Source organism: Pseudarthrobacter cremeus, assembly GCF_051857465.1.
Classification (GTDB): Bacteria; Actinomycetota; Actinomycetes; order Actinomycetales; family Micrococcaceae; genus Arthrobacter.
In genome coordinates, this window is record NZ_JBPZHC010000007.1 from 10843 (window position 1) to 37328 (window position 26486).

General features: G+C 60.9%; 20 protein-coding genes, 1 tRNA gene and 1 pseudogene. 3 read left to right on the forward strand and 19 right to left on the reverse strand.

The window, feature by feature from the left end:
• Window positions 1-123: 123 nt before the first annotated feature.
• The 9 genes and pseudogenes from ACS5PJ_RS13730 to ACS5PJ_RS13770 all read right to left on the reverse strand — a co-directional run bounded on the left by ACS5PJ_RS13730 (window position 124) and on the right by ACS5PJ_RS13770 (window position 15763).
• Window positions 124-3357 (reverse strand): type I restriction endonuclease subunit R, encoded by a 3234-nt coding sequence (locus ACS5PJ_RS13730; RefSeq protein ID WP_439435644.1) that lies wholly within the window; start codon window positions 3355-3357, stop codon window positions 124-126.
• 2 nt (window positions 3358-3359) lie between these two features.
• Window positions 3360-4574 carry a restriction endonuclease subunit S gene (locus tag ACS5PJ_RS13735; RefSeq protein ID WP_439435439.1) on the reverse strand — a complete coding sequence of 405 codons (1215 nt, stop codon included), beginning with the start codon at window positions 4572-4574 and terminating at the stop codon, window positions 3360-3362.
• Complete coding sequence (locus tag ACS5PJ_RS13740) at window positions 4571-6577, reverse strand: type I restriction-modification system subunit M (RefSeq protein WP_439435440.1); 2007 nt, start codon at window positions 6575-6577, stop codon at window positions 4571-4573. The genes ACS5PJ_RS13735 and ACS5PJ_RS13740 overlap by 4 nt, the downstream gene beginning before the upstream one ends.
• A 782-nt stretch (window positions 6578-7359) precedes the next feature.
• Window positions 7360-8205, reverse strand: a complete 846-nt coding sequence (locus ACS5PJ_RS13745; protein ID WP_439435441.1) for an SMODS domain-containing nucleotidyltransferase — start codon at window positions 8203-8205, stop codon at window positions 7360-7362.
• The gene (locus ACS5PJ_RS13750; RefSeq protein WP_436065088.1) at window positions 8202-8732 is read right to left on the reverse strand and encodes an SLATT domain-containing protein; all 531 of its coding nucleotides are present in this window, start codon (window positions 8730-8732) and stop codon (window positions 8202-8204) included. The genes ACS5PJ_RS13745 and ACS5PJ_RS13750 overlap by 4 nt, the downstream gene beginning before the upstream one ends.
• Window positions 8733-8755: 23 nt before the next feature.
• A pseudogene (locus ACS5PJ_RS13755) lies at window positions 8756-12426 on the reverse strand (YobI family P-loop NTPase).
• Between the two features lie 573 nt (window positions 12427-12999).
• Window positions 13000-14025: a C40 family peptidase gene (locus tag ACS5PJ_RS13760; protein ID WP_439435442.1), complete on the reverse strand. Its 1026-nt coding sequence runs from the start codon at window positions 14023-14025 to the stop codon at window positions 13000-13002.
• Window positions 14026-14120: 95 nt separating this feature from the next.
• Window positions 14121-14798 (reverse strand): hypothetical protein, encoded by a 678-nt coding sequence (locus ACS5PJ_RS13765; protein ID WP_439435443.1) that lies wholly within the window; start codon window positions 14796-14798, stop codon window positions 14121-14123.
• Between the two features lie 65 nt (window positions 14799-14863).
• Window positions 14864-15763, reverse strand: coding sequence for an RNA polymerase sigma factor (locus ACS5PJ_RS13770; protein WP_439435444.1), 900 nt, complete (start codon window positions 15761-15763; stop codon window positions 14864-14866).
• Window positions 15764-15949: 186 nt separating this feature from the next.
• On the opposite strand from ACS5PJ_RS13770, the gene ACS5PJ_RS13775 reads away from it, so the two are divergent.
• A complete protein-coding gene (locus ACS5PJ_RS13775; protein ID WP_439435445.1) occupies window positions 15950-16273 on the forward strand; it encodes an ArsR/SmtB family transcription factor in 324 nt (107 codons plus the stop codon).
• A 31-nt stretch (window positions 16274-16304) separates the two neighbouring features.
• On the opposite strand, the gene ACS5PJ_RS13780 is transcribed toward ACS5PJ_RS13775, so the two are convergent.
• Window positions 16305-16814 (reverse strand): hypothetical protein, encoded by a 510-nt coding sequence (locus ACS5PJ_RS13780; RefSeq protein WP_439435446.1) that lies wholly within the window; start codon window positions 16812-16814, stop codon window positions 16305-16307.
• Between the two features lie 207 nt (window positions 16815-17021).
• Here ACS5PJ_RS13780 and ACS5PJ_RS13785 point away from each other — a divergent pair, with 207 nt between their 5' ends.
• Window positions 17022-17345: a helix-turn-helix domain-containing protein gene (locus ACS5PJ_RS13785; RefSeq protein ID WP_439435645.1), complete on the forward strand. Its 324-nt coding sequence runs from the start codon at window positions 17022-17024 to the stop codon at window positions 17343-17345.
• On the opposite strand, the gene ACS5PJ_RS13790 is transcribed toward ACS5PJ_RS13785, so the two are convergent.
• The 9 genes from ACS5PJ_RS13790 to ACS5PJ_RS13830 all read right to left on the reverse strand — a co-directional run bounded on the left by ACS5PJ_RS13790 (window position 17237) and on the right by ACS5PJ_RS13830 (window position 25651).
• A complete protein-coding gene (locus ACS5PJ_RS13790) occupies window positions 17237-18427 on the reverse strand; it encodes an alpha/beta hydrolase family protein (RefSeq protein WP_500690906.1) in 1191 nt (396 codons plus the stop codon). The genes ACS5PJ_RS13785 and ACS5PJ_RS13790 overlap by 109 nt on opposite strands.
• A complete protein-coding gene (locus tag ACS5PJ_RS13795) occupies window positions 18399-18668 on the reverse strand; it encodes a hypothetical protein (RefSeq protein WP_439435448.1) in 270 nt (89 codons plus the stop codon). Before ACS5PJ_RS13795 ends, ACS5PJ_RS13790 begins: the two co-directional genes overlap by 29 nt.
• A 163-nt stretch (window positions 18669-18831) precedes the next feature.
• Window positions 18832-19869, reverse strand: coding sequence for a hypothetical protein (locus ACS5PJ_RS13800; RefSeq protein ID WP_439435449.1), 1038 nt, complete (start codon window positions 19867-19869; stop codon window positions 18832-18834).
• Window positions 19866-20354, reverse strand: coding sequence for a hypothetical protein (locus ACS5PJ_RS13805; protein WP_439435450.1), 489 nt, complete (start codon window positions 20352-20354; stop codon window positions 19866-19868). Before ACS5PJ_RS13805 ends, ACS5PJ_RS13800 begins: the two co-directional genes overlap by 4 nt.
• 590 nt (window positions 20355-20944) lie before the next feature.
• Complete coding sequence (locus ACS5PJ_RS13810; RefSeq protein WP_439435451.1) at window positions 20945-21565, reverse strand: hypothetical protein; 621 nt, start codon at window positions 21563-21565, stop codon at window positions 20945-20947.
• A 1482-nt stretch (window positions 21566-23047) separates the two neighbouring features.
• The gene (locus ACS5PJ_RS13815) at window positions 23048-23770 is read right to left on the reverse strand and encodes an HNH endonuclease family protein (protein WP_439435452.1); all 723 of its coding nucleotides are present in this window, start codon (window positions 23768-23770) and stop codon (window positions 23048-23050) included.
• A gap of 179 nt (window positions 23771-23949) precedes the next feature.
• On the reverse strand, window positions 23950-24222 hold the full coding sequence (locus tag ACS5PJ_RS13820; protein WP_439435453.1) for a hypothetical protein: 273 nt from the start codon (window positions 24220-24222) through the stop codon (window positions 23950-23952).
• 130 nt (window positions 24223-24352) lie between these two features.
• Window positions 24353-25483, reverse strand: a complete 1131-nt coding sequence (locus tag ACS5PJ_RS13825; protein WP_439435454.1) for a tyrosine-type recombinase/integrase — start codon at window positions 25481-25483, stop codon at window positions 24353-24355.
• Window positions 25484-25569: 86 nt separating this feature from the next.
• Window positions 25570-25651: transfer RNA gene (locus ACS5PJ_RS13830), tRNA-Leu, on the reverse strand.
• 205 nt (window positions 25652-25856) lie between these two features.
• Here ACS5PJ_RS13830 and ACS5PJ_RS13835 point away from each other — a divergent pair.
• Complete coding sequence (locus ACS5PJ_RS13835; protein ID WP_108600906.1) at window positions 25857-26462, forward strand: ANTAR domain-containing response regulator; 606 nt, start codon at window positions 25857-25859, stop codon at window positions 26460-26462.
• Window positions 26463-26486: the final 24 nt, after the last annotated feature.

Below are 26486 nucleotides of genomic sequence, written 5' to 3' on the forward strand. Positions count from 1 at the left end.
CTGGTCGTGTGCTCTTCGGCGAAACGCGAGCCACCGCGACCGGGAATCGGACCTTCCTCCGTGTTGGCGAGGAGATGCTCGATCGCGGGATGCAGTCTTTTTGGTCTCATGTATTGACGCTCATCACGGACGCTCCGCGGGAGAAGAACCGTCTTCGTCGCCCTCTGCCTCGTCAGCCATCCGAAGCCGACGCGACCGGTAGAGGTACTCGCCGATGAGCCTAATGAACTCGTCCGCGCGATCGTTCTCGCCGATCAATGCCTCCGTAAGCTTCCCGAACGCGCCCTCATTCAAAACGGCCGCATCTGTGAGCGTCTCACGCAGTTCCGGGGAAGACATGAACTGGTCAAGGGCGTTGTGGTCGATCTGCTCGGCGATCCGGAGGTCCTCTTCGGCCATACCGGCGGCGGCGACGATGAAGCCCTCGATCTGCGGGTCGGCGAACTCGGCACCGAACAGTGCGTTGATCCGGGCCACCACCTGCGACAGCAACTCATGCTGCGGGTCCTGGTGGGAAACGCCGGACCCCACACCGGTGATGCCACGCAGGCCCGGCGTGTCCTGGTCTCCGGACAGGCCGATCTCGGCTTTCCCCTGGTCGATCTGCCGGACGCGCCGCAGCTCAAGCCCCGATACGTCGACATCCACCCCGGTCTCATCCGAGGGCAGGAGTCGCGTCAGCTGGCGCAGGAACTCGGCGAGCTTCTCAAGGTCACTGGTGCCATAGTCGACGACCTGCGACATAAAGTCGTACAGCCGCACGTACGAGCCGCAGTCCTTGCGGAATGCCCGCAGTTCGTCGAGTGCCTGGCTGTCGTGCTGCTCGCCCGCTTCCACCCACCGGCTCACGAACTCGTCGCGCGCGGGCGTTACGGCGGCCACGAGGGCTGCGTGAGACTGGGTCGGGGTCCACCATGCCTTCGCGTAACGCTCCACATTCGCCGGGGTGTAGATCCGCGCCTGCGAGAGCTTAGTTGCGAGCCGGTGCACGAGGTTCGGATCAGTCTCCGTTTCAACGTGGGCCTCGAGATAATAGGCGAGGAACGCCTCGCGGATGTCGTTCGGGTCGTTGACGAAGTCGAGCACATATGTGCGGTTCTTTAGCTCTCCCGAGGGTGCACGGTATATGCGGTTCAGCCGTGACAGCGTCTGAACCGCGTGCACATCCGGGAGTCGCTTGTCGACGTACATCGCGCACAGCAGCGGCTGGTCAAAGCCGGTCTGGAATTTGTCCGCCACCAGCATCAGCCGGTACTCCGGACGGCGGAACTCCTTCGCCAGATCCGAACCAAGGCCGGGGTTCAGGGAGGCCTCTGTAACGTCGACCAGCCCGTACTCGTCGTCGCTGATCTTGTCGCTGAACGCGACAATCGACTGGTAGCCGTACCCCTTCTGCGCCAGGTACTTATCGACCTCCAACTTGTACCGCACGGCCGCCTGCCGCGAGTCGGTGACGACCATGGCCTTTGCGTGCCCGTCGAGGAGATGGGCGACATTGGCCCGGAAATGCTCGACGATGATCTCGACCTTCTGGCCGACGTTGGTCGGGTGCAGCTTTGCGAACCGCATGATCTTGCGCGTCGCCGCTTGAGGGTCCACGAGCCGGTCCTCGTCTCCGCCTTCGTTTTCAGTGATGCTGGTGACGATGCCGTCCTCGCCGTGCTGCTCGATCTCGAACGCCGTCCTGTACGTCTGGTACCCGCGGAGCACGTCGAGGATGAAGCCCTCTTCGATAGCCTGGCGCATTGGGTATACGTCGAACGAGACCGGCTTACCCTCGTCATTGCTCCGCCCGAAGAGTTCCTTCGTCTTCGCCTTGGGCGTCGCCGTGAACGCCAGCAATGAGACATTCCGAGCGCCGGCGCGCGCCGCGGTCTCCTGAGCGATCTGCTGCTCACGAGCCACGTCGGATTCGACCATCTGGTTGACGATGTCCTGGCTGTCCAGCTCGTCTTCGTCGGTGAGCTGACCGCCTTGGGTGAGAACCTTCTTCAGATCCGCCGCCGTCTTGCCCGACTGCGAGGTGTGCGCCTCGTCGACGATAACCGCGAAGTTCCGGTCACCGAGGGTCGTCTCCAGCAGCCCCTTGAGATAGGGGAAGGTCTGGATCGTGACCACGATGATCAACGCGGACCCGGTCAGTGCATCCAGAAGTGCCCGGGACTTCGAACCGCCGGAGCGCCGCACTGCTGAGGAGTCGATCACCGCCACGGTCCCGACCGTGTCGTCGACCTGCTCCACCGCCTCCTGCAGCTGAGCATCAAGGACCCGACGGTCCGAGACGATCAGGACCTTGTCGAAAATCTTCTCGTTCGCCTGGTCGTGGAGCCGGGCCAACCGGTGCGCGGTCCACGCAATCGTATTTGTCTTCCCCGAACCCGCAGAGTGCTCGATCAGGTAACGACGCCCCGGGCCCTCTTCGGTGATCGCGCCGACGAGCTTCGTCACCGCGCGCCATTGGTGGTAGCGCGGGAACATCAGGGTCGTCGAGCGTTTGATGCGACCGGTGACCGGGTCCTCATCAGCCTCGGTCTTGAGGAACATTTGCGAGCCGAGGATCGCCAGCCAGTTGTCGCGCTGCAGGACTTGCTCCCACAGGTACGAGGTCGCCGGGCCGTCGGCGTTCGACGGGTTGCCGGCCGCGCCGGTGTCCTCGTGCCCCCGGTTGAACGGCAGGAAATATGTCTTCTCCCCGGCCAGCTTCGTCGTCATGTGGACCTGGTCATCATCGACAGCGAAGTGCACCAGCGCTCTGCTGCCGAAGCCAAGAAGAGGCTGCCCGGCCGGGTCCCGGTCCTTGCGGTACTGCGTCACCGCCGTGCGCCATTCCTGCTTGAAGAACGACTTCAGTTCCAGCGTGGTCACGGGCAGGCCGTTGACGAAGAACACCAGGTCGATCGACCGGCTGTCCCCGCGCTTTGGCGAGAAGTGAACCTGCCGGACCACCCGCAGCCGCACCTTGCCGTAGTGCTTGGTGACGTCCCGGTTCAGCGTCGTCGCCGGTTTGAACTGACACATCCGCAGATGGGCCGTTGCACCCCGGGTGTGGGAGAACTTCCGCCGCAGCACGTTCAGGGTGCCTCCGCCGGAGCTCATCGGGGTGTCCAAACGAGACACGAGAGATGAAAGCAACGCCTCGCGGTCCGCTGACTCGGCTGCCGTGCCCACACGCACCACCTTGGCGTACTCGTCCGGCTGCGTCTCGCTCAGCCACCAATGAACGTCCTCGGACCAGATCGCCCGCTGGACGTCGTATCCCTCGTCGTTCTCGCTGTAGTCCCATCCATGCGCCGCCAGGTACTCTGCGATCTCGGTCTCGAACGCTTCCTCCCGCGTCCCGTCCGGTGCCGCCATCATCTTCACGCCACCTTTCGTGCTGTGCGCACGTCGATCTGCCCTGTGACCGCTGCCGAGATCAGCGCGGAGCGGCGCTCCTTGGCCAGTGCGATATGTTCCTTGGTTTTCGCAAGGAGGGCATCGATACGAGTGGTCTCAGCCACAAGATTCGTCAACTCCATGCCCTGAGTTGTCGCATCGGGAACATCCGCGCGGATGTCGAGCAAGTCGGCAGTGTTGATTCGCGGCGTCCGCACGTTGCCGCTATCCGTTCCCCCGATGCCCCGCAGCCGTAGGGTGATCTCGCCGATGAAGGCCTTGGTTCTCATCAACTCGGCGAGCCAAGAAGGGTCAGCCTCCGGCGCGGCCCGGAGGACTGCGTAATCAGGACTGACCATGCCATCAGAGGGCGCGACCCCGAGCGCGCCTTGGAACGCACGCATCCGGTTCACAACGATGTCGCCCTCGAGGCAGACCTTGTAATGGCTAAGGTCCTCAGCTCGTGAAAGCTTGTCCGTTGTTTCAGTTCGTCGGCGGACGCCCCAATCGATCGAGACTGAAAACAGAGACAGGTCGGCAGCACGTGATCCGGCGCGGTGGTCTATCTCGCGAAGCATCCAGCGCAATCGCGCCCCGACTGCAACTCGGTCTGCGAGTACTTCCCGCGCACGTGAGCGCCGCTCACGCAATAAGCCAACGAACTCCTCCTGCTTGGCTACGAGCGCATCGATCTGGGCCGTCTCGTGGTCTAGGTATTCAGCGATGGCTCGCTGCTCATCGACTGGCGGGAGGACGAATGGCATGTCTGTCAACATCCATCGGCGCACAGAATCGACTGTGGTCCGGGCGGAACCATCCTGCGCCATCAACCTGAAGAAGGAGGAGAAGTAATAGAAGAAGTACCGAGGAAGAACCTCACGAAAGTTCGTAAGCACATAAACGCGCTGATGCGCGTGGAACTTGCCGCGAACGTGGTGGAAGACTTCTCCCACCGCACCATCACCAGCGGTAAGCACGGCCTCGGTGTTGAAAGTAAACCCTGTGCTACGGAGCGGCTTCGGTGATCGGACGTAGAAGTCATATTCACCGTGTGGCTCGGCATCCTGAGTGTCGCCTGAGCCAGTCGCAACATCGCAGACGAAGCGCAGCCTGGTGATAGACCAATCTTCGGGAACCTCCCCCAGCCACCGGTTCCCGACATGTTTAATCGCGCGAGATGGGGATACCGTGGTACTCATGCTTCCACCTGCCTCAGCAGCTCCATGATCTCGCCGACGACTCGTTCGAGGTCGGCGTCGATCTCCTCGAGCGGTCGAGGCGGTTCGTAGGTGTAGAAGTGGCGGGTGAAGGGGATCTCATAGCCCGTCTTGGTCTTCTCCCAATCGATCCATGCGCTGGCAACGTGCGGCTTCACCTCGGCTTCAAAGTACGCCTGTACCGTCTCTGTTAGCGCCTCGTGAGTCTTGGGGTACCCGCCCCACCCGAACGGGACGTTCTCGGTATCCCGCAGCGAGGGGTCAGGCTCGATGTCGCCCTTGTTTTTTCCCGAGGACAAACGGCAGAAGTCGGCAGTCTCGTCGTGGACGCCGATGGCTTGCCACAGCGACTTGGTCTTCGCGGGCGTCAGCCGCACACCGTGGTCTTTGAGGTGCTTGCCGAGCGCGTGATTGAACTTCTCACGGTTCAGATATGCCTCCGCGCCGAATGCCTTGAGGGTGTCGACAAGCCCGTCGATCTGACCGAGCCTCTTGTCCTCGGCCACACCACTGATTCGTTCGGGTGTGCACTCGAACCGCAGCTGAAGGGGACGTTCGACGGTGACCGTCCAGTAGGCGAAGTCGCGGTTGGCGAAAACCTTGACGGGAACACGGATCTCGTCGTCTGCAGCTTCGTCACCGGTGAAGGCGCGAACGATTGCTGTGCGCTGCTTGTCCTCGATCTCGACCCGTTTAGAGCCTATCGACTTGCGCATCTTCGACCCCAGACCGGTGGCATCAATGAGCTGCACCGTACCCTTGCGCTCTGTGGGCTTTGCGTTTGACAGAATCCACAGATAAGTTGCAATGCCGGTGTTGTAGAACATGTCATTAGGGAGCGCGACGATCGCCTCGACCAGATCGTTCTCAAGCACGTGGCCGCGGATATCCGACGGGCCGGAGCCGGCACCACCATTGAACAGCGGCGAGCCGTTGAGGACGATGCCGGCCTTGCCGCCTCGCCCTGTCTCGTCGACGTCACGCATCTTTGACGCGACGTGCAGCAGAAACAGCATGGCGGCATCGCCGACGGCTGGCAGGCCGGGCGCGAACCGGCCCTGGCCACCGCGGGCGTGTTCTTCCTTTACCTTCTTTTCGACAGCCTTCCAGTCGGTCCCGAATGGCGGGTTAGAGAGCACATAGTCGAAGCGGCGGCCCTCAAACCGATCGACGACGAGTGTGTCGCCCTGCCGGACATTCGAAGGGTCCTGCCCCGTGATAAGGAGGTCAGCCTTGCAGATGGCATAGGTCCTCGGATTGATCTCCTGCCCGAACAGAGCGGTCGAGGCATCGGGGTTGAAATCGCGCAGGTGCTGGTCGGCGACAGTAAGCATGCCACCGGTGCCGACCGTGGGGTCGTAGATGGATCTCACAGTGCCGCGGCCGCGCAGGGCGTCGGTGTCCTCGGCGTAGACGAGGTCGACAAGGAGACGGACAACATCACGCGGCGTGTAGAACTGGCCTGCGCCGTCGTTGGCGGACTCAGCGAACCGGTAGATGAGGTTCTCGAACAGGTCTCCCATGTCAGCGTTCGTCACTGCATCGGGCGACAGGTCGATCTTCTCGAAGTGGCGCACAACCTGGGCGAGCCGGTCGCGCGCATCGAGCGTGCGGATCACGTTCTCCAAGTCGAAGGACTTGAACACGTCGAGGTTGGCGGAGAACCCGCCAACGTAGTCGATGAGGTTCGCCGCGAGGTTGTCCGGGTCCTGGAGCGCCTTTTTCAGGGTGTAGTCACTCGTCGTCCAGAACGACAGGCCTGCGCTGTCTGCGGTGCGCGTCTTGAGCTTGAGGTGGGTCCGCCGCTGCTGCTCCCCCTGATGGTGCGCCACGATCTCGGCCATCGCTTCCCGGTGAGGAGCCATCACGCATTCAAGGCGGCGCAGCACAGTGAACGGCAGGATAACGGAGCCGTATTCGGCCTCGGAATACGGTCCGCGCAGCGTGTCGGCGACACTCCAGACGAAGTTGGAAAGGACAGACATGGGGTACTTCTCCGGATCTCAAAGACGCTCGCTGCGCGTGGACGGTCACTTCATCTTCTCTTATGAGAGACCTTATCGAGGGGCTCCGACACGATGACGACAACCGTTGGAGGCCTCGTGAAGGCGCGAACATGAAGACCACGCTGCTCGCCTCAGCGACGGGACGCCGCACTCCATCGGCCTTCCCGGTCAGCTCGAAGGTTTGCGTTCCTGTCCCCTCACCGCTCGTATTCCGTCAATTCGGCCATGCTTGGGTGGTAAGTCTCTGGGGTCCGAATTCGCACCACGAGCCTTGGAAAGAGTCAGTCGTGTAACGCTGCGATATTCGCGTCGGTCGGGAGCGCTACGGGACATTCTCGTTGAGCGGAATGACACCAATCCGCAGCAACGGGCCGCAACCGTCCGATAAACTGGTGCAAGCGTGAAGATCGGCCGCGGGGCCAAGACACAAGGCGCAGGGGCGAGCGGCCCGACATGACAGCCACCCAGACGCTCACTCCGAGAAGGAGCACGCGGCAACCGGCCGCAGCTCGCCGACGGAACGGCTTTGCGACCACGGCGGGGCAGGGCTCCGGATGAAAATATCCGGAGAGGACCGTCATGTCTACCCCCGCATCCGTCGTCAGCACACCGTTGCTCGACTCGCTCATCACCTCCGACACTCTCGCCGAAAAGCTCGGCGTCAGCCGTCCATTCTCAGTGTCCGCGAGCACTGCTCCGACCTCTTTCAAAGTCGCATACGACCACTGGGCTTGTTGCACAACCATGTCTTCACACCTCCGTCATGACTGAACGTTGAAGAGCCGGACGAGGTGTCCGACGGCTGACGGATGGTCGCCGACCTCGGCTGCTCCTCGCGCGAGGGCGGCGAGTCTCGCCGCCTCGTCCACGGCAAACTTCGCAAGGATCGACTCTGTAACGCTACTGGTGCCTGTAGCTATGCGTCGTCCGTAGTTGGTGGGGTCATTCATCTCTCGGAGGCCGTTGCTTGAAAGCGACTTGAAGAGGTTGCGGAGATCCCAGTCGTAGATGATCGGCTTGTTACCGAGCGCATATTGGGCCGTGCGCATCTCCAGGTAGAACGACGACAGCGGGACGTTGTTCCAGGCCCGCCAGGTCTTCATAAGGCGGATGAGGCCTTTGGCCCGGCCATCAGTCTCCTGTTGTGCTCGATTCACGTACTCCAGATGCACAGCCGGATTGCTGCGGATCCAGCCGATGCCGCTGGGGTCGGGGATGTCGTAGTCGTCTGTGTTCTGGAAGTAGGCAGGCGTGATTTCCACGTCAGGGCCGTCATCGAAGTAGCGCAGGCGTACTGCTGGCCGGTCTATGGATACAGACGCACCCTGGATACCACGCGCCAGCGACGCCCGCAGCACCTCGAGCGTTGTTGAAGAGAAGTTCGGTCGGATCCCCGGCATTGTGACGAAGTAGTCTACGTCGCTGAACCGGTCGAGGGCGGTGCCGTGGTGCCACGAGCCGGTCTCCCGCATGCGGATGATGCCCAAATCGAACGTTAGCCAGTCCTCGATTTCTCCGCGGTGACGTGCCGCCAAAGTACGCGCCGCCTCATCGGGGGTCATTGCGCGGATTAGCAAATCCAACGTCGAGGCTGCTGTTGCGCTCATGCGGCATCGGCCCTAAACTGCTGGCCGCCATCCCGCTCGACGTTTCGTTTAGCCTTCTTATAGGCAAATCGGGGAATCGGATCCGAGATGTGGTCGAGATCGGATGCACGTGCGGCGAGCCCGTCTAGTGCTTCACGAAGTGTGGCGATTGGGTCGCTGGGAACCTGGATGTGGAGCAGCCTCCGAGCGTCGTTACGCAGCGTGGTGTAGTCGTTGCCCCGAGCAACGGCAAGCTCGGCAAGCTTGTCCGGGTGGCTGGTAGTGAGTACAGCGGCAGCCACCGCTGCAAGTACAGCGAGGATGCCAGAGGCCACTTGTGAGTCGGTGGCGAACGTCAATACCGCTGCGAGCGTGCTGAGGGCAGCGGTGAGACCGCCAAGGCTCCAATGGATGGTTCGCCAAGCCTTGGCGGCCTCGAACTGTCCTTGTGCTGAATAGACCGCGCTTTCGTGGATGCGGGATACTTCGCCGCGGATGGACTCACGCTGAGAAGATTCTGCGAGATTCAACGGGTCACCCATAGCCATGCTCCCGCTTCTCCGCCCGGATCTCATACAAGGTTCCGGACCTTCCTTCCGCGGATGAGCTTTGGGACGATCTCAATCCTCCCGGCGGCTTCGAGGCGCTTGAACAGAGTTTCGTTCGACGATCCTCCGGGGAGGTCGAACTCTATCCCGGGACCTGCCGACAGCTCGTCGTAGGGCTGGCCGAGCGACACGAGGATGCCCGAGAGATCGGCCGGGTCGGTGTCTTTAGCGTAGGTCAGCTGACGCAGGACCACGTCCGGGTCCTGTGTAACACGAGCGATACGGCGGATCTCCCCGAAGGGCAGCCAGATCTGGTTGGCGATCGCGAACTGTCCGGCGGCGCGTAGAGCTTTCTTGTCGTCGCCAGGCACATAGTCGCCAAGGCGCTCGACCACCATCCGACGCAGCTCGTCGGGAATCCATGGGCTCTCCACGAACTCGCCGACGAAACCCGCCAAGAGCGCCGGCGTCATGAACTCCGAGGCATTCTCCGACACCGCGAAGGCCTCGGAGACCGATTCCCACCCGCACTTCGCGAAATGAACGAAGGTGTCGAAAGTATCCGGCAACAGCTTCGCCTCCAGCGCACTGGCGAGTAGCTGGTCTGGGCTCGGAGTCACCTCAGCGAGCTCAATCGCGGACTCGAGATTCAGCTGCTTGACGAGTTGGACCCGGGCCTGCGCCGTCAGATGCGTCGAAGCATTCAGTACGCCGACCGCGAGGACGCCTCGGTTCTGGTCCGCAATCTCCTCGACGTACCGCAGTTCGATTGGATCGGCTTCGTTCGGGACGAGAAGGCCGGACAGACGTTCGTCGACCCCATGAGCCAGTGCGTAAGCGGACACGTTGGCGACCGTCGGAGCCATGAGGCCCGCATCCACGATCAAGGGCCAGGTCGGCTGTGGGACGTCCTCGATCTCCTGGATTGTGGCGGAATCGGAGCTCCGCTCGATGACTTCGCGCAGCTGGTCCTCCGTCCAGGAGCCGTGCTGCTCGTTGATGAGATCGACCAGTACGGACTCCATGAGCACGATCGGCTGGGCCGACCCGTCGGCCTCCATTGCGGCGATGTAGTCGTCGATGTGCGTCATGCAGAACTCCCACACGCTCGGCTTTTTGCGCACCTCGTCGAGCGTCGGGGCTTCGTCGACCTCGAGTGCCAGCTGTAGGTTTGGCGGGCTGATCTTGTACCTGCGCGCTGCCACGATGCGGTCCCGGAGCGGGGCGCTCAGATCGCCAAGGTCCGTGACCAGCAGGTCCACCGCCTCGAGGATTTCGAAGACCCGCTCAGTCTGTGCTGCGGCCTGACTCTCGCGGACGGCGGTGAGCCGTGGATAAGAAGACTCGAGCAGCGCCCGGGAGGATTCGCCGATCTCGTAGGCGTCGGCATGCAGCGCGTTCAGGAGCGCCGCGTCGAACAGGTTCAGCCGCGTCTCTTCATCCGGGATGCCGGGGTGGTTCGCGAGGTACTCGAAGACGTCGCGCCACGGGTGTTCCGTCAGCTGCTGGACGAATAGATCGCGCAGGGCGTTAGGTGCGTTGAGGAAGGCATCCATGAATGCCTGGACGTCCTTGCCGTCATGCGTGATGACGTACGTGACAAGTTGCTTCGCCTCTTCGGGCTTTTCTTTGAGCAAGTATGACGCGACTTGGAGGTTCAGCGCGCTCACGCTGCTCGTGAAATCGGCCGGAACCTGTTCGAGCAGATTACTTATGGCATTTTCAGAGGTGAACTCGTGGTCGAGGTACATCTCGTTCGGCTGCACGCTGTGGTTGTAGAAGAAGGCGACATCGACTCCGACGAAGCTGCCGTAGAAGATCGCGGAGTATTCGGCGTAGTTGCGCGTGATGAAACCCCGCCGCACGAGATCGCGCGCCAGCTCCGACTCAAGCACGTCGGTGATGCGCTGGTCGAACCCGATTCGCCCCTTCGGTACGCGTTCGTAGCGGGCCAGGCCAGCGAAGTCGGCTCCTCGCAACGTCGCGATGTCCTGGTCGTACCGCTGGATCAGGCGGGCAAGCTCAACGGGATCAGGATCCAACCATTGCGTGGAATTCATGACCTCTGGGAAGATGCGGCTGATCTGTTCCGCAGAGGGCGTCACGGCGGTTGAGTTGTGCCTCTGGACGATGGAGAAGGACTTCGATTTGGCGACGTGCTCCCAGAACCCCACCGAGTCGACCAAGTCGAACGCGTAATTCTGGTCGTCAACCTTGACTGAAATGTACGGCCAGCCGTTTGACGGAGGGAAGAAGTCCTTGATCTCGCGGAGCCGATTTCCCAGCTTCGCAGCGGTCTCCTCTTTATGCTCGCGCTGTTCCTCGGTCCTCATCCGTTTGCGGCGCTGCTCCTGCAGGACCTCGATCAGGGCCCTGACCTCGTCGCGGTGGAGCCGTTCGAGCTCATCCAGCGTGCTGGTGCGCTGGGAGATGGCCTCGAAGTCGGCGAGGTGGAAGTTCTTGTACGCGACGAGTGCGAAGAGATGGTCCGCCGTCATGCCCGGCGCGGGGGTCTTCGTCCACAGGAGGTGCTCGGCGAACACCACGAACTCGTTGCAGATGTTCTTCATCAGGCGCATGTCGGTGGTGTGCCGTGCGATCAGGTCCAGGAGAGGACGTGACACGACGTTCTCGGCAAGACCAAGTTTCACCAGCTCCCCGGCGAGGAGGTCACGGGCGTTGCGGTGCGAGATGAACGGCACCATGGGAACGACGATTTCGAAAAACTTGGTCCGGTTCGCCCGCCGGACGGCCTCTGCAGCAATGTCGAGCCGGGGCTTCGCGCTGGCCGTTGGGCTGTCCTGGCCGTCACTGGCTTTAGCCTCGCCGTCCTTGGATTCCGGTTCCTTTCCGAGCTGCTCGAACAGGCTGTCCTTGATGGCGTAGATGAACCGCAGAGGCTCGTCACTGGCCTGCCAGTTCGCCGAAGCGTTGATGAGGGTGTTCAGTTCCCGAAGCGAGTCGAAGATCTGCGGATCCTCGAAGCGGTCCAGATCTTCGAAGATCACGAACTTCGGCCTGACGGTGTCAAAAAGGCAACGATCTCGTCGAGAAAGCTGTCGAAGTAGGTGGTCGGGCCTTCGCCCAGGGCAATTTTCGTGCCGGCGGTCGTGACCTCCGAAACGATCCGGTCGCCGATGATCCACCGGGCCGCCCACAGGGACGCCAGAACAAGACTGAAAAGCATTCCAGCCCGCACGAGGTACCCGGGCAAGTCAGCTGCGGCCTCCGGCCAGCCGGGTCCGGAACGCACCCCCAGCACCCACAGAAACCCCAGGCCCACCACGCTGATAAAGAGGGCATGAAGGAACGCACGGCCCTTGGTCACGGGTTTGGGCCGGGCGAACCGGGATCGACGGATCTTCCCTGGTGTCAGCCGGTAGACGAGCTGCTTGACCAGTTCCTTCTGGATCCGGTTGGTCAGGTCCTCGTCATCTTTATCCGGGCCAAGGGTGTTGATACTGATGCGGACAGTGTCTTTGTCGTGCTTCTTCTGAAAGTCATCCAGCACACTGGACTTGCCGGCTCCGTAGCGGCCGGTTAGGGCGATGTTGCGGTTCCTCTCGTCGAGGACCGCCTCTTCAAGGTGCCGCACGTAGATCCCGTGCTGGCCGTTCTCGAATTCAGGAGCGAGGCTGCGCAGCTTGATCTGCTGCCGCGGTGCCTCCGGCTGGCTCAGACGTTCCTCGGCCACGGTTCCTCTTCCCCCAACGAGCCATGGCAGCGCTTGAGCGCACTACCTCCTCCTGATCTTATCGGGGACCATGATGCGGTTGTTTTCCCTCACCGCGTCACGCGACAGCAGTGCTTCCCCATGGCCCGATAAGCGCACTTATCAGGAACCCGCTGGCAAATTTCCCGAGTCTTGTCGCGGCCACACTCCGCCGGCTGTTCCCCGCTCGCGCCAACTCACGTTCGAGTCCACAAGAATGCCCTGGCTTGGCGGCTGATTTGTCTCTTCACTGCCCGAGAACTCGCTAAGGTTCCCGCCCGGGGTGCCTGACCGATCGCGGGCAACCGGGTCCGCCGGGCCAGGAATCCCACGCCGGACGTGGTCAAAGCCGCTGAGGGCTTGCTCGCCGGGACCCGATCAGGGTCACCGCGCTGGGAGCGGACGGCGGGTCGCTTCCACACAAAGCCGCGACACCCATCTCTCAAACATTCTCCCGCTGACCGTAGCGAGGCGGGTTCTAACCGGGATCGTTTTATTCGCTGAACACGCCTCTGGCTGGGCGCAGCGTTTGACCATCAAACCCGATGTGCACCCTCAGCGCCGCAAAAGGTCGAAGTAGGCCGCGCCCGGATTCCAGCTCACGGGATGCAACAGCGTCCCCACAGCCGGGTTCAGCGCACTCCACATCATGCCGTCGCCTGCGTAGATACCAACGTGGCCCCAGTTGTCGGGTCCCTGCGGATTTTGGACGACCAGATCTCCTGGTTGAGGATCCTCAGTTCGGACACCTACGCGCCACTGTTCCACTCGCGGCAAGTCGATCCCGGCTTGCCGATAAATCCACCGTACAAAGCCGGAGCAATCCCAGGCTTTGAAGGCAGTGCCTCCCCACACGTATCGCCCGCCCAGGCCATCCAGCGTGAACTTCAGAATGTCCCGCCGTAACTGACTCAAGTTGTGTGGAGATCCTGTGGGCCGCGGCGCTGGCGACGAATCTGCACAAGAGGCGGGAGCAGTGCCACCCGCAAGTGCAGCAACGATTGCCGTAGCGGCTGGCTCCCAACGTGCATACAGTTCAGGAAACGCAGACACCTGGACGGCTTGGGCCGCCAGTCCTTTGTCCATTCCCTGCCAACCGGGAACGTCCAGCAGTCCGCGAGGACTGCCGCGATTCGGTCCGGACGGACCGCCAAAGAAGGCACGCGCGTTGTAAGTGGCGTCCATCAGCTGCTCAACCGTCCCCCAACCTGCCGCCGGGCGCTGCTGCGCTGAGCCGATCGAGTCGTGGTCACGTCCAACGCCGTCATTGGGGAAATGTAGGGAAGCAGGCACGTTGGGGTTCGCGAGCATGCGTAGAGTTGACTCCTGCAGCGCCATCATGATGGCAATGATCTGCCCGAAGCGCGGTATTCCAAGCTGCTTGCCGACCGCGATGTATGTCCGGGCAACGCTCTCCTGCCGAGGCGTCAGCTCGTGAACCAGGTTCCCAGCATTCCGGACTTCCAAGCCGGTACCAGCCTCGCTAGACGCAGTGGCCACCGTGGTTCCCGCTGGTGTACAGGCAACTGCAGATTGCCGCGCCACACCAGTTAGTGCCGCCACGCCTCCGGCAAATGCCATGGCGCCAACTAGCAGAGCGAGGGAAGCGGCCGCCGATACGACCTTCACCAATGCCCGGCGCCGCATGAGGCCTGCGACGACCACCAGTCCAGCCACTAGTAGACGATTCTCTCTGCGGTCGCATAAAAGGCAACCATGGCGCAGCGCCCAGATGGAGCGGTGGCGGCAGGAGGACAGTTGACCATCACCGTTACGGGTGCCGCATAGGCACTTCTGCCGTTGCTGGACTCGTCCACAACTTGCACCGTCACCGTGCACACGTGAAAGCCCTCCCACGGGGCCGGATACTCCTGAACTTTGGCCAACTCGAGATCGCAGCGCAGGGACTCAACGGTGCCGCTTCGGCGAGCGGACTGGTCTGTCAGGGTGGTGAACGTCCCCGCCGTCACGCCTGTCCCTTCAAACTCTCGAACCAGCACTAATAAGGGATTCGATCCGTCAGGCAGCAACTCCCACCACGACCGCACCTTGGCATATACATCCGAGTACGACGACGAACGGCTGTCCCAGGTGTAGATTCCCTTTGCTGCCGCTACAGCGAGCGCCCGGTAATCGCGGGTATGCGGCAGAACATCCGGCGTTGCCTCCGCCGTAACGATTGGCTCGTCAGGAACCCCGGACGTACTGCCCGGTGCAGTGGCAGTACCTGATGCCTTCGCCGTTGCCGGAGGGGTCGCGGCCGCCATCGGCGGCACCCGTCCGCTGGGGCTATCGGCAGGCCAAACCAGGAAGATCACGCCAATAATGACCAGAACCACCAACCCGGCTGCCACCCACTCCCGACGGCCAGCTCTACGGAACCAATTCATCGTACAAACCAATGTCAGACACCCACGACCTAAAGAGCCGATCTATGCACTTCGTGCTGAAGCACGCGCCAGGCTGCCTGGTACAACTGCCGGGCAAATCCGATATTGACCGCGATGTACCTCTCGGTGACGCCGAGCTCACCGGCTAGAGCAGCCATCTGGACGGACCTATCCAGTCCTCGCAGTCCCGGGCGGACAATAGTCTCCGCGACGCTCCGCAGGACATTTGTGGGAAGGCAGTTGGCAGCGCACCGGCACAGTTCGTCGACGCCTAATCCAGGTTCGGGGTGGCAGTTCAACGCCGTGTTGATTGTTTTGGCTGTCTGCCGAACGACGGTTACGGCATGCCACCGACGCCGATCCTTAGGAGACGGAGGTCCGTAATGCCTCGGCCCTGTGAGGCTGCTTACGGCAAGCCTCCAAGTTTCCTCGCTTACGCTGCGCTGGACCAGGCCCAGCATGGCTTGTGCCCAGGCCTGATCGACATAGTTCTCGACGTCGTTTCCTGCCGCCCCAGCGTGGACGACAGCAAGAAGCTCCGGCGAGCTCTCCGTCGTCGTGAAGTCCACAAGCAAGGGCAACGTTTGATGGCTAAGCTCGCGCCGGATATGGGCAGCGCAGATCTTATTGCAGACACCTTGGACCCACGCTTCAAACGGGATGCCGGGCAGCTCCCGGTAGCGTCCCCGCGCAACCCCGTCCCAAACGGCGACCCGGATATCCTGCATGACGTCGTCCGCGTCGCAGGCTCGCCCGATCCGTGCGAGGCGGGAAACGACGTAACGGTGCACGCCATCAACCGCGACCATGATCCGGTCGATCTGGATGACGGGCTCTCCCGGCGGAGGTGCGCTTCGCAATGAGACATCAACGTCAGCGACCGTCTCTGATCCCTTTGTAGATTGATACGCCTTGGCTTCAATTTCCATGGCTTCACCGCTTTGACTGTTCAGATCGAGTAGTTCGCAGAGTCGCGCAAACGGCCACCCCAGTTAGTGGATGCGGAGATCCAACAACGACCAGAAGAAGCTATAGGAATTATTGTCGAAGATAATTAAAGTATCGTCAAGAGTGCTGTTCTTACTTTTTGGGATGCCTTCGGGAAGAATGACCTTATGCCGAGAATTACGCAGCCTCACGACGCCGCCTGGTCGGCCGACGTCGAGGCTGCCGTCGCAACTTTCGGCAACCGGGCGCGAAACGAGATTCTTCGGTTCCTCAGTTCTAGTGGGCCGGCGACGCGGGGGGATATCGTCGCTGCTGTCAGCGCGGGCGATCCCAGCGTGGCAAAGCACCTGGCGGCGCTCGAAGAGGCAGGCGTGGTGATGGTCGACGTCGAGCCTGGACGTAGACACGGACGGTCACCGCGGTATTCGGCGAACCCTGTCCGGATCAAGGAACTGCTCGACGCTCACCTTAGGTACTTGCTGGAAAAGTAGCCGCAGCGAGTTGGAAAAATGAGCCCAACGTTTAGTCTGCGCGCTCCGGCGCCTCATCCGCGTTCAACTGCGGACTGGCCTCGGCCCTCTCCCCTTCTGGCCGACGGCTGATGTCCTTATTCAAGTACTCTGTGATCGCCCGAAGCGTCTCGGGCGACACGTCACCAAGGGTCCGAGCCGCGAACGTCTTCACCCTCGCAGCGCGGAGAGATTTCACAAACTCAAGCTGGGAATCGATGCGCTCGGGCAGATCTGAGGCGTCGCTGCCCAGCAGATAAGCCGGATCCACATTGAAGATGTCGCACAAGGCGCCCAGTAGCGCCGGGTCGCTCACCAGCCTGCCTGTGCCGTCTTTCATGTAGAACCAGCGGGCTCTGGAAAGCTTGATGCCCTTCTCCGCCAACTTTTGCTGGACTTCGCGGAACGTGACGGGTTGTCCTCGCTCTGCAACGACGACGTCGAGCAGCAGGTTTAGGCGGCGTGCAAGTTCGGCTTGGGGAGGCAGTTCCGCGCCTTTGAGACCTTCTTCGTCTCCAGACACGCTTCACCTCCCAGACCAGACATGACTATCGTCAGCGAGTCACCAATTGTGCCCAGTATTGCCTTGGCCAACCCCACATGCAATAAGCGAGGCCTCGTCCTTCCATCCGTATGTGGATGAGCGTATCGTTTTGCTGTAGACCCGTCTACAGCGGGCCACAAGAGATTCCCTCGTCACCTGATTGTGGTCTCCATGGCGAACATCTTGATGAACCGGACGCGAAGCCGCCTCATTCGCTATTTGATCACCCATGGCCCGGCGACCTGCCGTGAGGTCGCTGCAGCCCTCACCATTTCTGCTTCCTCTGTCCGCAAACATCTCAGTCTTCTCTGCGAGGCAGGCGTAGTCATCGTCGGTACGGGAACATATCAAGCGCAGCCGGATAGGGTCGAAAGGGAACTTGCGGACCTTGCGGCCACGTTTCAGTCAGCGGGCAGCGACTTCAGGAAGCGCGTAACGGACGACTCCCACTTCTCGGTATCCCCGTTCCACTCGAGTGAATGCCCAGGAACATCGAAGCGAACCAACTGAACGAGGTCGGGTCGTAGTTCGGCGAATCGTTCAGAGACTGCGACTGGCGTCGATTTGTCGTCGATCCCATGCAATATGAGGGTCGGCGTCGTGAGGTCACCAGCGCGGGTAACCCAGTCCAACGCGGAGAGGTCAATGGATTGTTTGAGACCCGTGACCCAGCGGCCCGCATTCGAACCCAACAAGCTCAGCCCAGCCCTGGCGATAGCTTTGGGCAATCCACTGGCACTCCCGTTAGACGTCAGAGTCTCGGCCCAATCCAGGACGGGAGCCACGAGCACCAGGCCGATGATCCGATCAGAGTGGGCTGAGAGATTTGCTGCACGCAGGGCCATGGAACCGCCCAGGGACCATCCAAACAATAAGAGCCGCTCAGCGCCATGGTCCACGGCGTAGTTGATGGCCGCTTCCACATCCAACCACTCACCCTGCCCCAAGGAGTACCGAAAATCGTTCGACGGCGGCGCTTCGCCGTCGTTCCGGAACGACACGACCAGCGATGTGATGCCGAGTCTTCTCGCAACAGGAACACCGCGAAGGGCGCCGGCCCGTTTTCCACCCATTCCATGCGCGTGGATGGCCCATGTCGACGACACCGGACCGGCGGCGGTGGGCGTGAATTTCCATGCAGGCGCCATGCCGCCGTCGACCTGAATCTCTACGTCCTCAAAGGGCAGGCCCAGTTGCTCTGGTTTGGAGTACGCATACCCGCTCCAGATGCCGGCGGTAGCAGCGTGCAGGTCACCGGAGTCGACTCGCTCCACGAGCCGAGTCACTGTTCCCCCGCTGGCGTCCTCGGCTATTACAGCCCCTATGCAGGCGTGGCCCTTCCCGTTGCCGAACCACAAGCTGTATCGGCCTGGCGCTCTCGTCAATAGGGTCGCTGGCAGTTCGATCCTTAGGGATGCATCCTCGCCGGAGAAGACTTGCCTGATGGGAAGATCCTCCCGACGTGAAGTGCTCGGCACCACCACCCGGCGCGCAAAGTAGGCGGCGCCGAGGAACGTCGCTGAGGATGCGCATATGGCTGCAACGGTGAGAGGGCCCAGCATTCTAGGAGTCTTCATCTTCGCTCCTGACATGCTTGTCGATGACCTCCCTCAGCCGGGCCAGCGTCTCGGGAGACAGTTCCTGCAGTTGCCTTGCTGCGAAATTCTTGACGCGAGCTTCACGCATCGACCTAAGGAGGTTGAGCTGGGCATCCACTAGTTCGGGTATCTCTGTTGAGTCATCCAGAAGGTATCGGCGGTCCACGCCGAAGAATGCCGCGAGGTTCTGCAGCAGATCCTGGTCCATAGCCAGGGAGCTATCACCGCTTCGCATGTAGGCCCACCTTGACCGCGACAACGGCGTCCCATGCTGAGACATTGCTTCGCTGACTTCCCTGTAGGACAAGGGGCCTGTTCCTCGGGACTCATACAAATCCAGTAGGAGATTGATCTTGCGAGCTAGCCTGGCCTGCGGCGACTCCGCGGGTTCTACGGCATCATCTGCCACTTGGGTTCTTCCCCCTCCCCCATCGCGCCATGCCCAACCGACCACCCTGCGTGTCCCTACGGGAAGCGAGGTAATGCTCTGTTCGAGTCAATGTTTGAAAATCAGCTTCATCCAGCAACTTAGCAGCAGCGGGATCCATCAGGAGAGCATCCTCGATCTCGACGAGCATCCGATGAAGCCTCCGCGTGTCTGGGTCTCCGCGCTCGCTGACAACAGATGGCGTCGCCAGGCGTACATCCTTGCGGGTAGCTGTCGCTTTTTCCCAAGTCGATGTGAGGTCGTCGAGTAAGCCAGCTTGAGTCCTCTGTTGCGTTCGTTGAACGATCCGGCGCGCTGCTGGCGGCAGGGCCAGTCCGGCACACAGAAACAACATCGCCCCGACAAAACTGGTGTCGTAGACAGCCGCCAACTGCTGCATGGTCGACTGGTCTCCGAGAAGATGGGCTAGGTCCATTCCCAAGACTGAGAACACTACGACGAGAGCCAGGAAGCAGCCTATGCCGATGAGGGTGAAGGCGACACGAAAGTAGGAAGCGGCCATTCGCCGTCGGAATCTGAAGCACACATATCCGGTGACGCCGACGACCACCCCGATGTAAACAAACTGGATCGCGGAATAGAGGGCGGCAGCAGGCTGGTCCCCGTAATCCAACATGAATTGGGTTGAGGACGCCGGTGCTTCAATGCGGAGGAATGCAAGGACCAGCCCCACGGAGATCAGACCCAAAATGAGGAGGCCGCGACGGTCTTTGCGCACAGGTGCATCGTTAAGCTCTGCGGCCCGGAGGATCGCCTGGGAAAGGAAGTAGATTCCGACGACCATCAAAAGATTCGCGAAAAGATCCAGGAGGTTGTGGCCGCCGAGGGCTTGATCACCGGCGAGATAAATCGGATCGACATTCAGGGAGAGCGCGGTTGCAATCGCAACGGCGGCAACGAGGATGGTGTGGTCTTTCCTCGTGCGCGCCCCGGGCAGCAAGCACAGAACGAGGCCCCAGATGACCGCAGCCGTGACTGCCTGGATCACCCGAAGACCTGTTCAAATGATCTAGGCTCCAGGGTGCTGTCGCGGATGGCGCCGGCCAGAAGATCTGCGAGAGTCTCAGCTGCGGCCTCCAGGTCGTCGACGAAACTGCTCCGTGCCAAAGCTCGTGACACCATCTCTCCGTCAAGATTCGGGAAGAGGCTTGCTGCATAGTCGGAGGAAATTCCCAACTCATCGTGGCGCAGGATCATATGCCCAAGTTCATGAAGGATGAACTGCTGCCTATGGAGCGCCGAGCCGGTGACGGCGTGCAGAATGATTTCCCGGGTATCCGTGGATAACCAGAGACCGCAGACTGACGTGCCGTTAAGGATCGTTGTGGCTTCGATCTCGATTCGACGCCGACGTCGGGCGGCCACGATTACGATGAGCCTCTCCAGTGTCAGGTGGCTCGGTAGCCTCAGTGACAGGAATGCCTCGGCCGCAACCTGAAGTGGCCCCTGGTCTTGCGATTTTTGCTGGTCCATACCGCCCCCTCCTTGCAGCGGACAGCAAGGTGACTGCCGTTGGTAGAGCCACCGGTGGCGCCAAGCGCCCCAGCTTCAATTGAACGCCCCCGCTCTGGACATGTCCAGAGCTGATAGGCACCAGAAGTCAGCCTGACGTCTGGACGAAAAAGACAGGTCACCGCAGCAATTGATCGGCCGGGTTCTGGTCCGACAATTGTCCAAGCAATTGGTGGCACCAATAAGCAGCAGCGTGAGGACCAGATCGAACGCTGTTTCCACTTGTTCAGCTTTGCCGAGGCACCGCAGGAATCTCGAATCGCAGTTTTGATCGGAGTCGAACAAACCTGGGACAAGGCCATGGTGGAGGAAATGTCAACTGTCGGTGAGGTTGTCTTCTTCGACGAGTTGCATGGGATAGAACGGTCACTGGAATGCCACCTGCACGCTGGCATCCCTGTCGGCTGAGCTCCGGGAACGTTTGATTTGCACGGAACTTGACCGGTCAGTAACTATGTTGAGGCGGCTGCCCATTTTCCCCCATCTGGGCGGGCCGTCAAGAGGCTCCGTGGCTACCCCCCAATGCCACGGGGCCTCACCTATGCCATCGCTTAGAGGACCGTCTTGTCGACCATCCCGTCAACGGGCGGATAACCACACGCACTGAATACCCTGTCGAACCAGGTACAAGCCCTGGTTAGTGTCATATCCAAGGGCCACCCAGCTACGTAGCTGTCGTAACGCTCTTGGGCTGTTTCGTCGATCTTCTCCCGGCGAGGTGCTATATCATCACGTCTCTTCCAGCGGTTCGAAGGACTGATGAAAAACATGTAGTCATCGCCGGGTTTAGCGAAAAAGTCCTTCTTCGGGCCTCCCTGCCCAGTCACGAGAATCTCGTGGGCGTGACGGTTACGCAGCCACCGAAACCCACTCACTGTCTGGCCGTACGGGTCCTGAGCTCGCGCCTCCGGGTAAATCACTGGCATCTGCCCCTTGAGCTCTTCGTCTAAGGCGAGTGCCCACCAGACACCTTCAACGGCTGCCGTCCAAGTTTTTTGTGCATCATTTTGGTTGCCGGCGCAGCGGCCATACGCCTCACCAAGAGCATGACGGGACCAATGCAAGGCCCGGAGAACGTCAGGCCCGGGCACCGACGGCTTGTATACCTTCCGAACTCCCTCCCACTCCCCGGTCCGGGATTCTGCGTAGGGAACCTTGATGGATGCACTCATTGGTCCATCATGACAGTGGTTGCGCCGGATTTCGGTGGGTAAGCGGTGGATGCACTGGAGTTCGGAAGAGATGCCCAAGCGGGGGGCCCTTGCCGTCCTGGTGCCACCGAGAGGTGGACTGAGAACGCGCTGTTAGCGGGAAGCAGGCGAGCCCGGAAAGGGGCCCCTCCGCGGCAGGGAGGCCCGCAGAGGCACCTTTTTGTCTAGGCCCTCATCAGCGCCTTGACAAGCTCGATGATGACGGCCGCCGCCGGCGCCGCCCAGGGATGAAGAATCCTTGGCACGGCGGACCTGCAGTGACGGCATTGACAGGGCCGGTGTGGGCTGTTTCGCTTCGCCATTTGCACAGACTTCCCGCACGGCTGAGTGCGTTCGGTGCCAGGGATGGGTAGCATTAGGCACGGAACCTAACAGCACGCGCTGATCGTTTCCTAATGGCAGGGCCCCTAAAAGTTTGCCGACTCGGGGGGGCCCTGCCGCTTACGTTAAAAGGCTAACTGTCCAGTACGACGAGACCCGTATGGTCATTCTGGAAAACGGGGCCAAGCGGCCCCAATCCCTGGGGGATCTCGTCAACATTAGGGAAAGCCTGGCTGGGAACGACGTGCCCTGTATAGATCCAAATGTTCTATATGGACTCGTCGGACTCCATATGGAACATTCTGTGCGCCAAACGGACATTGAGAGGGCCGAGCAGCTTTCCCTATATTTCCCCGAAGGGTGTCCAGAAAATCAGCTCAAAACAATTTTTCCGTGTCGGCGTGTCGCGGTACCAGCAGCGCGTGTCTTCGAAGGGATTAGCTTGTCAAAGGTGCCGCCGCGCTCTCCTACTGCCACCTAGGAACTGAATCGTTTACTTGTATTTCGGGCAGCATGGAAAAACCGACAAGCACACTCCTGCATACGGTCAGATCTTCTCGAAGACCAGCGTCTTGGAGGAACCGCTGGCAGTGTCTCTCGTTTCGTTGGCCAACCCGTACCCGCGGGCCTTGGCGTCGAGAATCACTGTCTCGTACTTAGGCGAGGCATCGTTGGTCTTGAATACAACGTCCTCCCCGACGAATGCTTTGTCTAAGATCTCAGGCGCGTTTGCCTAGGCTTTCTTCTTACTTTTCTCACCGGTCAAGAAAAGCGCAAACCCAATCCAGCCGGCCGCGCAGAACATGAGAATGAAGACGATGACCATGAAAATTACTAACCCCCCATGGGGGAAGCATATTCGGGCGCGCCTGTCTGGCCTATAGCCCCATTAGGTGGGTAAACGGTGGATTTCGCGGCCAGGCACTCTTCGGCTGCCTGAGATTGCGTGCCGGTGGGCTGCCCAAGTTTGGGAACAGATGGATAGGAGGACGCGGCCTGGAGATGCCAGTAGGTCTTTGAGGCGTACAGAAAGGACAAGCTGCTTCTGCCGGACCCGTTTCACCCAACGTAGGTACAACAATTCGGCCGGTTCACCCGTCAACGACGTACGGACGCCGTGATCTATTTGCAGCTCGAAAGTATCCCTGTCATGGCATCATGCTCGGCTTGGGTGACCCAAAGGGCGTACTGAGCTTTGACGGCAACTTGGCGGCCCACGTACTCGCATCGAAAAGCTTTGTTCGGCGGAAGCCAAGTAGCTGCATCCTTGTCACCCTTGGCACTATTGGTGGGGCCATCGGTAGCCATGAGGTTCAAGGGGTCGTTGGCGAGTTCCTTGCGCTGGTCGTCGCTGAGTTGCTGTGCGCCCTTCTGCCAGGCGTCGCTGAGCGCGACGATGTGGTCGATCTGAACGTCGGAGCTCGTGTCCTGGCCGCGCGTGAAGGTAATCGTAGTGCCGGTGTACTTATCGGCCAGGGTTCCTGTCATGACCACACAGTTGTTGGTGCCGGGCTTGAACGTCTCATCGGTCATCTCGCGGGCGAGAATGTCATTGCGGGTGTCGCAGCCGTTGCGGTCAACGTCAGCCCAGGCCGGTCCAAACTCATCGCGGTTGTAGCCGGTCTTCGGAGCACGCCCCTTCACCGGAAGGCTCTCCAGTTGTACAAGGGCGTTGGCGGCGTTGGCGGCGTCACCGCCAGGGGACGGCGCCTCGGCGGCGACGCCTGGAGCAGCCTCCATGATTTCGAAAGCGTTGGCTGCGGCGTCACAACCTACTAAGGACCCAGCCAGCATCATTGCGGTGAAAGCGGTTAGGACTTTGGCGAGAGAACAGGTGGTCTTCATGGTCCTTCTGGTTATAGGGCGTTGTTCCACGCTAGTTTCGACCACCATCTGCCACGGGTAACCGAGTCCGTGGTGCCTGCCACACCTCCGCACCTTTAGCACTCTGCGAACTCCGCTTCGGATGCCACTGGTTGCCTCAACTGTTCAAACCATGGCCCTCACGGGAAATGTCCACTTACTTAACGCGCCGTAGCAAGTCTGACTTTCGAGCGGGTACCGATGAGCCTTTCCTTCATCACGGGCCCGCTGCCGGAGAACGGGGACCCAGTGCTGTCAGGGAGGATCTCACTCAACTTTGCGATTTCCAGAATGTGCTCGGAAGTGAAAATGATCTTCCCCTTTCCCCAGCATGCATGGGGGAAGCGTCCACTTGTGGCGCCGTCGCGGAGCCATGACTCTGTGCAGCGCATGAGCGCGGCAGCTTCGGCGGGTTCAAAGAATTCGATCTCCACTGGATCTCCAAAAGGAAGGCGTTACTTTCCACTTTCATGGCCGCATGGAGACCAACCGACATGACCGGCGCTGTGCGTCAGTCAAGCCAGCCCGGGCACATACTTCCGCCATGCTGAAGTAGTATGACCGTCACCGCAGGAAAGCCGTTATCGACCGCTCAGTCGCGTCAGCACCAGCCTGAAGCGCCTCGGGCATCAAGTGCCCGTACACCTGCTCTGTAGTCCTGGTAGAGGCATGCCCGAGCCTGCGTGAGATGGTGAATAAGGGCACACCGTCCTGGATCAGCCAGGACGCGTGGGTGTGGCGGAGGTCGTGGATGCGGGGATTTTTGGTCAGGCCGATTGCCTGGGCGGTGCGGACGGCAGGTACCCAGTAATGGTGCCAGTAGAGCTTGTGGATGATGCGCTCGCCTTTCGGCGTCGTGAACACAAGTTCCTTCCCGGGCCTGCTCGCCACCAACGGGATCAGCAATTCCACAAGCGCAGGGTTCAACCCTATGGTTCGCTTGCCGGCGCCTGTCTTCGTCGCGCCGATATAGAACTGGTTCTGCCCGTCCCGCTTCCAGGCCTTATTGATTCGGGCAGTTGGCGGCTTGGACAGAAGATCAACGTCCGCCACAGTCAGCGCAGTGGCCTCCCCGAAGCGCGTACCGGTCATGACCAGGAAGTTGGTGAAGGCCTTGTACCGCTCCCCCATCCCCTCCATGATCAGGCTGAACTCCGCATGGGTGAGGAACATCGCCTCGTCCTCGGCCTTCTCAATGCCCGGTAGCTGAACCCCACGGCAGGGGTTCCGCGTGACGTAGCCGAGCATCTCCGCCGTATTCATGGCCGCCGAAATCAGGCCATGAACGTTATGGATGGTCTTCGGCGCCTTGCCCCTGGCCATCATCGACTTCACCCAGTGCGCGATCAGCCGGTAATCCAACTTGTCCACCGGGACATGGCCAATTACGTTCCGGATGTGCAGGTCCAGCATCGTCTGATAGGTCTTTGTGGTTCCGCTCGACGGCCGGATCAGCAGGTCGATGTGTTCCTGGATGACTTCGGCCACAGTGGGCGTGCGTTTCTCGTTCGACAGGATGGCATGCTGCGCGATTTCGAAGGACTGGCCATTGGCGTCCAGCAGCCGTTTGAGCGTCTCAGCCTCAACGAGCGTGGCAACGGTGAGCCCCTGGTTGGATCGAGATTTCGGATCCCGCCAACGCACCATGTAGGACTTGGAACCGTCCTTTTTGGTGCGTGTAGCGATGCTGGCCATAGAAAAACGTTACGCTCGTGTACACACTTTTGGCGCTTTTGTACACACCTGATCGTCCCACAGGGAGTTGACCTGCGGTAACACTGTGCCCGAGGTGGGACTCGAACCCACACACCTTTCGATACCGCATTTTGAGTGCGGCGCGTCTGCCAATTCCGCCACTCGGGCGCGGAATACATGGAGCAACAGGGTACGCCCACAGCTGATTGTGAGCAACGCGATCACTTCACGTACGCGGAATTACTCTACATGCAGATAGGCTGAATCCCAGAATCGCGCCGCCGACGCCGCAACCAACCCATGCAGATCAAAGTACGGCCGCGGGCGCACCTAAGATGGTGATGTTCCTGCCGTACCTTTCCAAGGAGATCCCGTGACTGAACAGACGGAGTCAAACCCCACGTCCCAACCGGCGCGCCGCGTCATTGTGGCCGAGGATGAAACCCTCATCCGCCTCGACATCATCGAAATCCTGCGCGGCGAAGGCTACGAGGTTGTGGGCGAGGCTGACAACGGCGAGAAGGCCGTGCAGTTGGCTGAGGAGCTGAAGCCGGACCTGGTCCTGATGGACGTGAAGATGCCCGTCATGGACGGCATCACCGCCGCTGAGAAGATCGTCAAGGCCCGCATCGCCCCAGTTGTGCTGCTGACCGCTTTCAGCCAGAAGGAACTGGTGGAGCGGGCCCGCGACGCCGGCGCCATGGCCTACGTCGTCAAGCCCTTCACCCCCGCGGACCTCATCCCGGCACTGGAGATCGCACTCTCCCGCCACGAGGAAATCAAGGCCCTCGAAAGCGAAGTGTCAGACCTGCAGGAGCAGTTCGCCACCCGCAAGCTCGTGGAGCGCGCGAAGAGCCTGCTGACCACCAAGATGGGCCTGACGGAACCGGAAGCCTTCCGCTGGATCCAGAAGACCTCCATGGACCGCCGCCTGAGCATGCGCGAGGTCGCCGAGACCATCATCAACCAGGTCAACTAACAGCCGGCCCAAAGCAACAAAGCA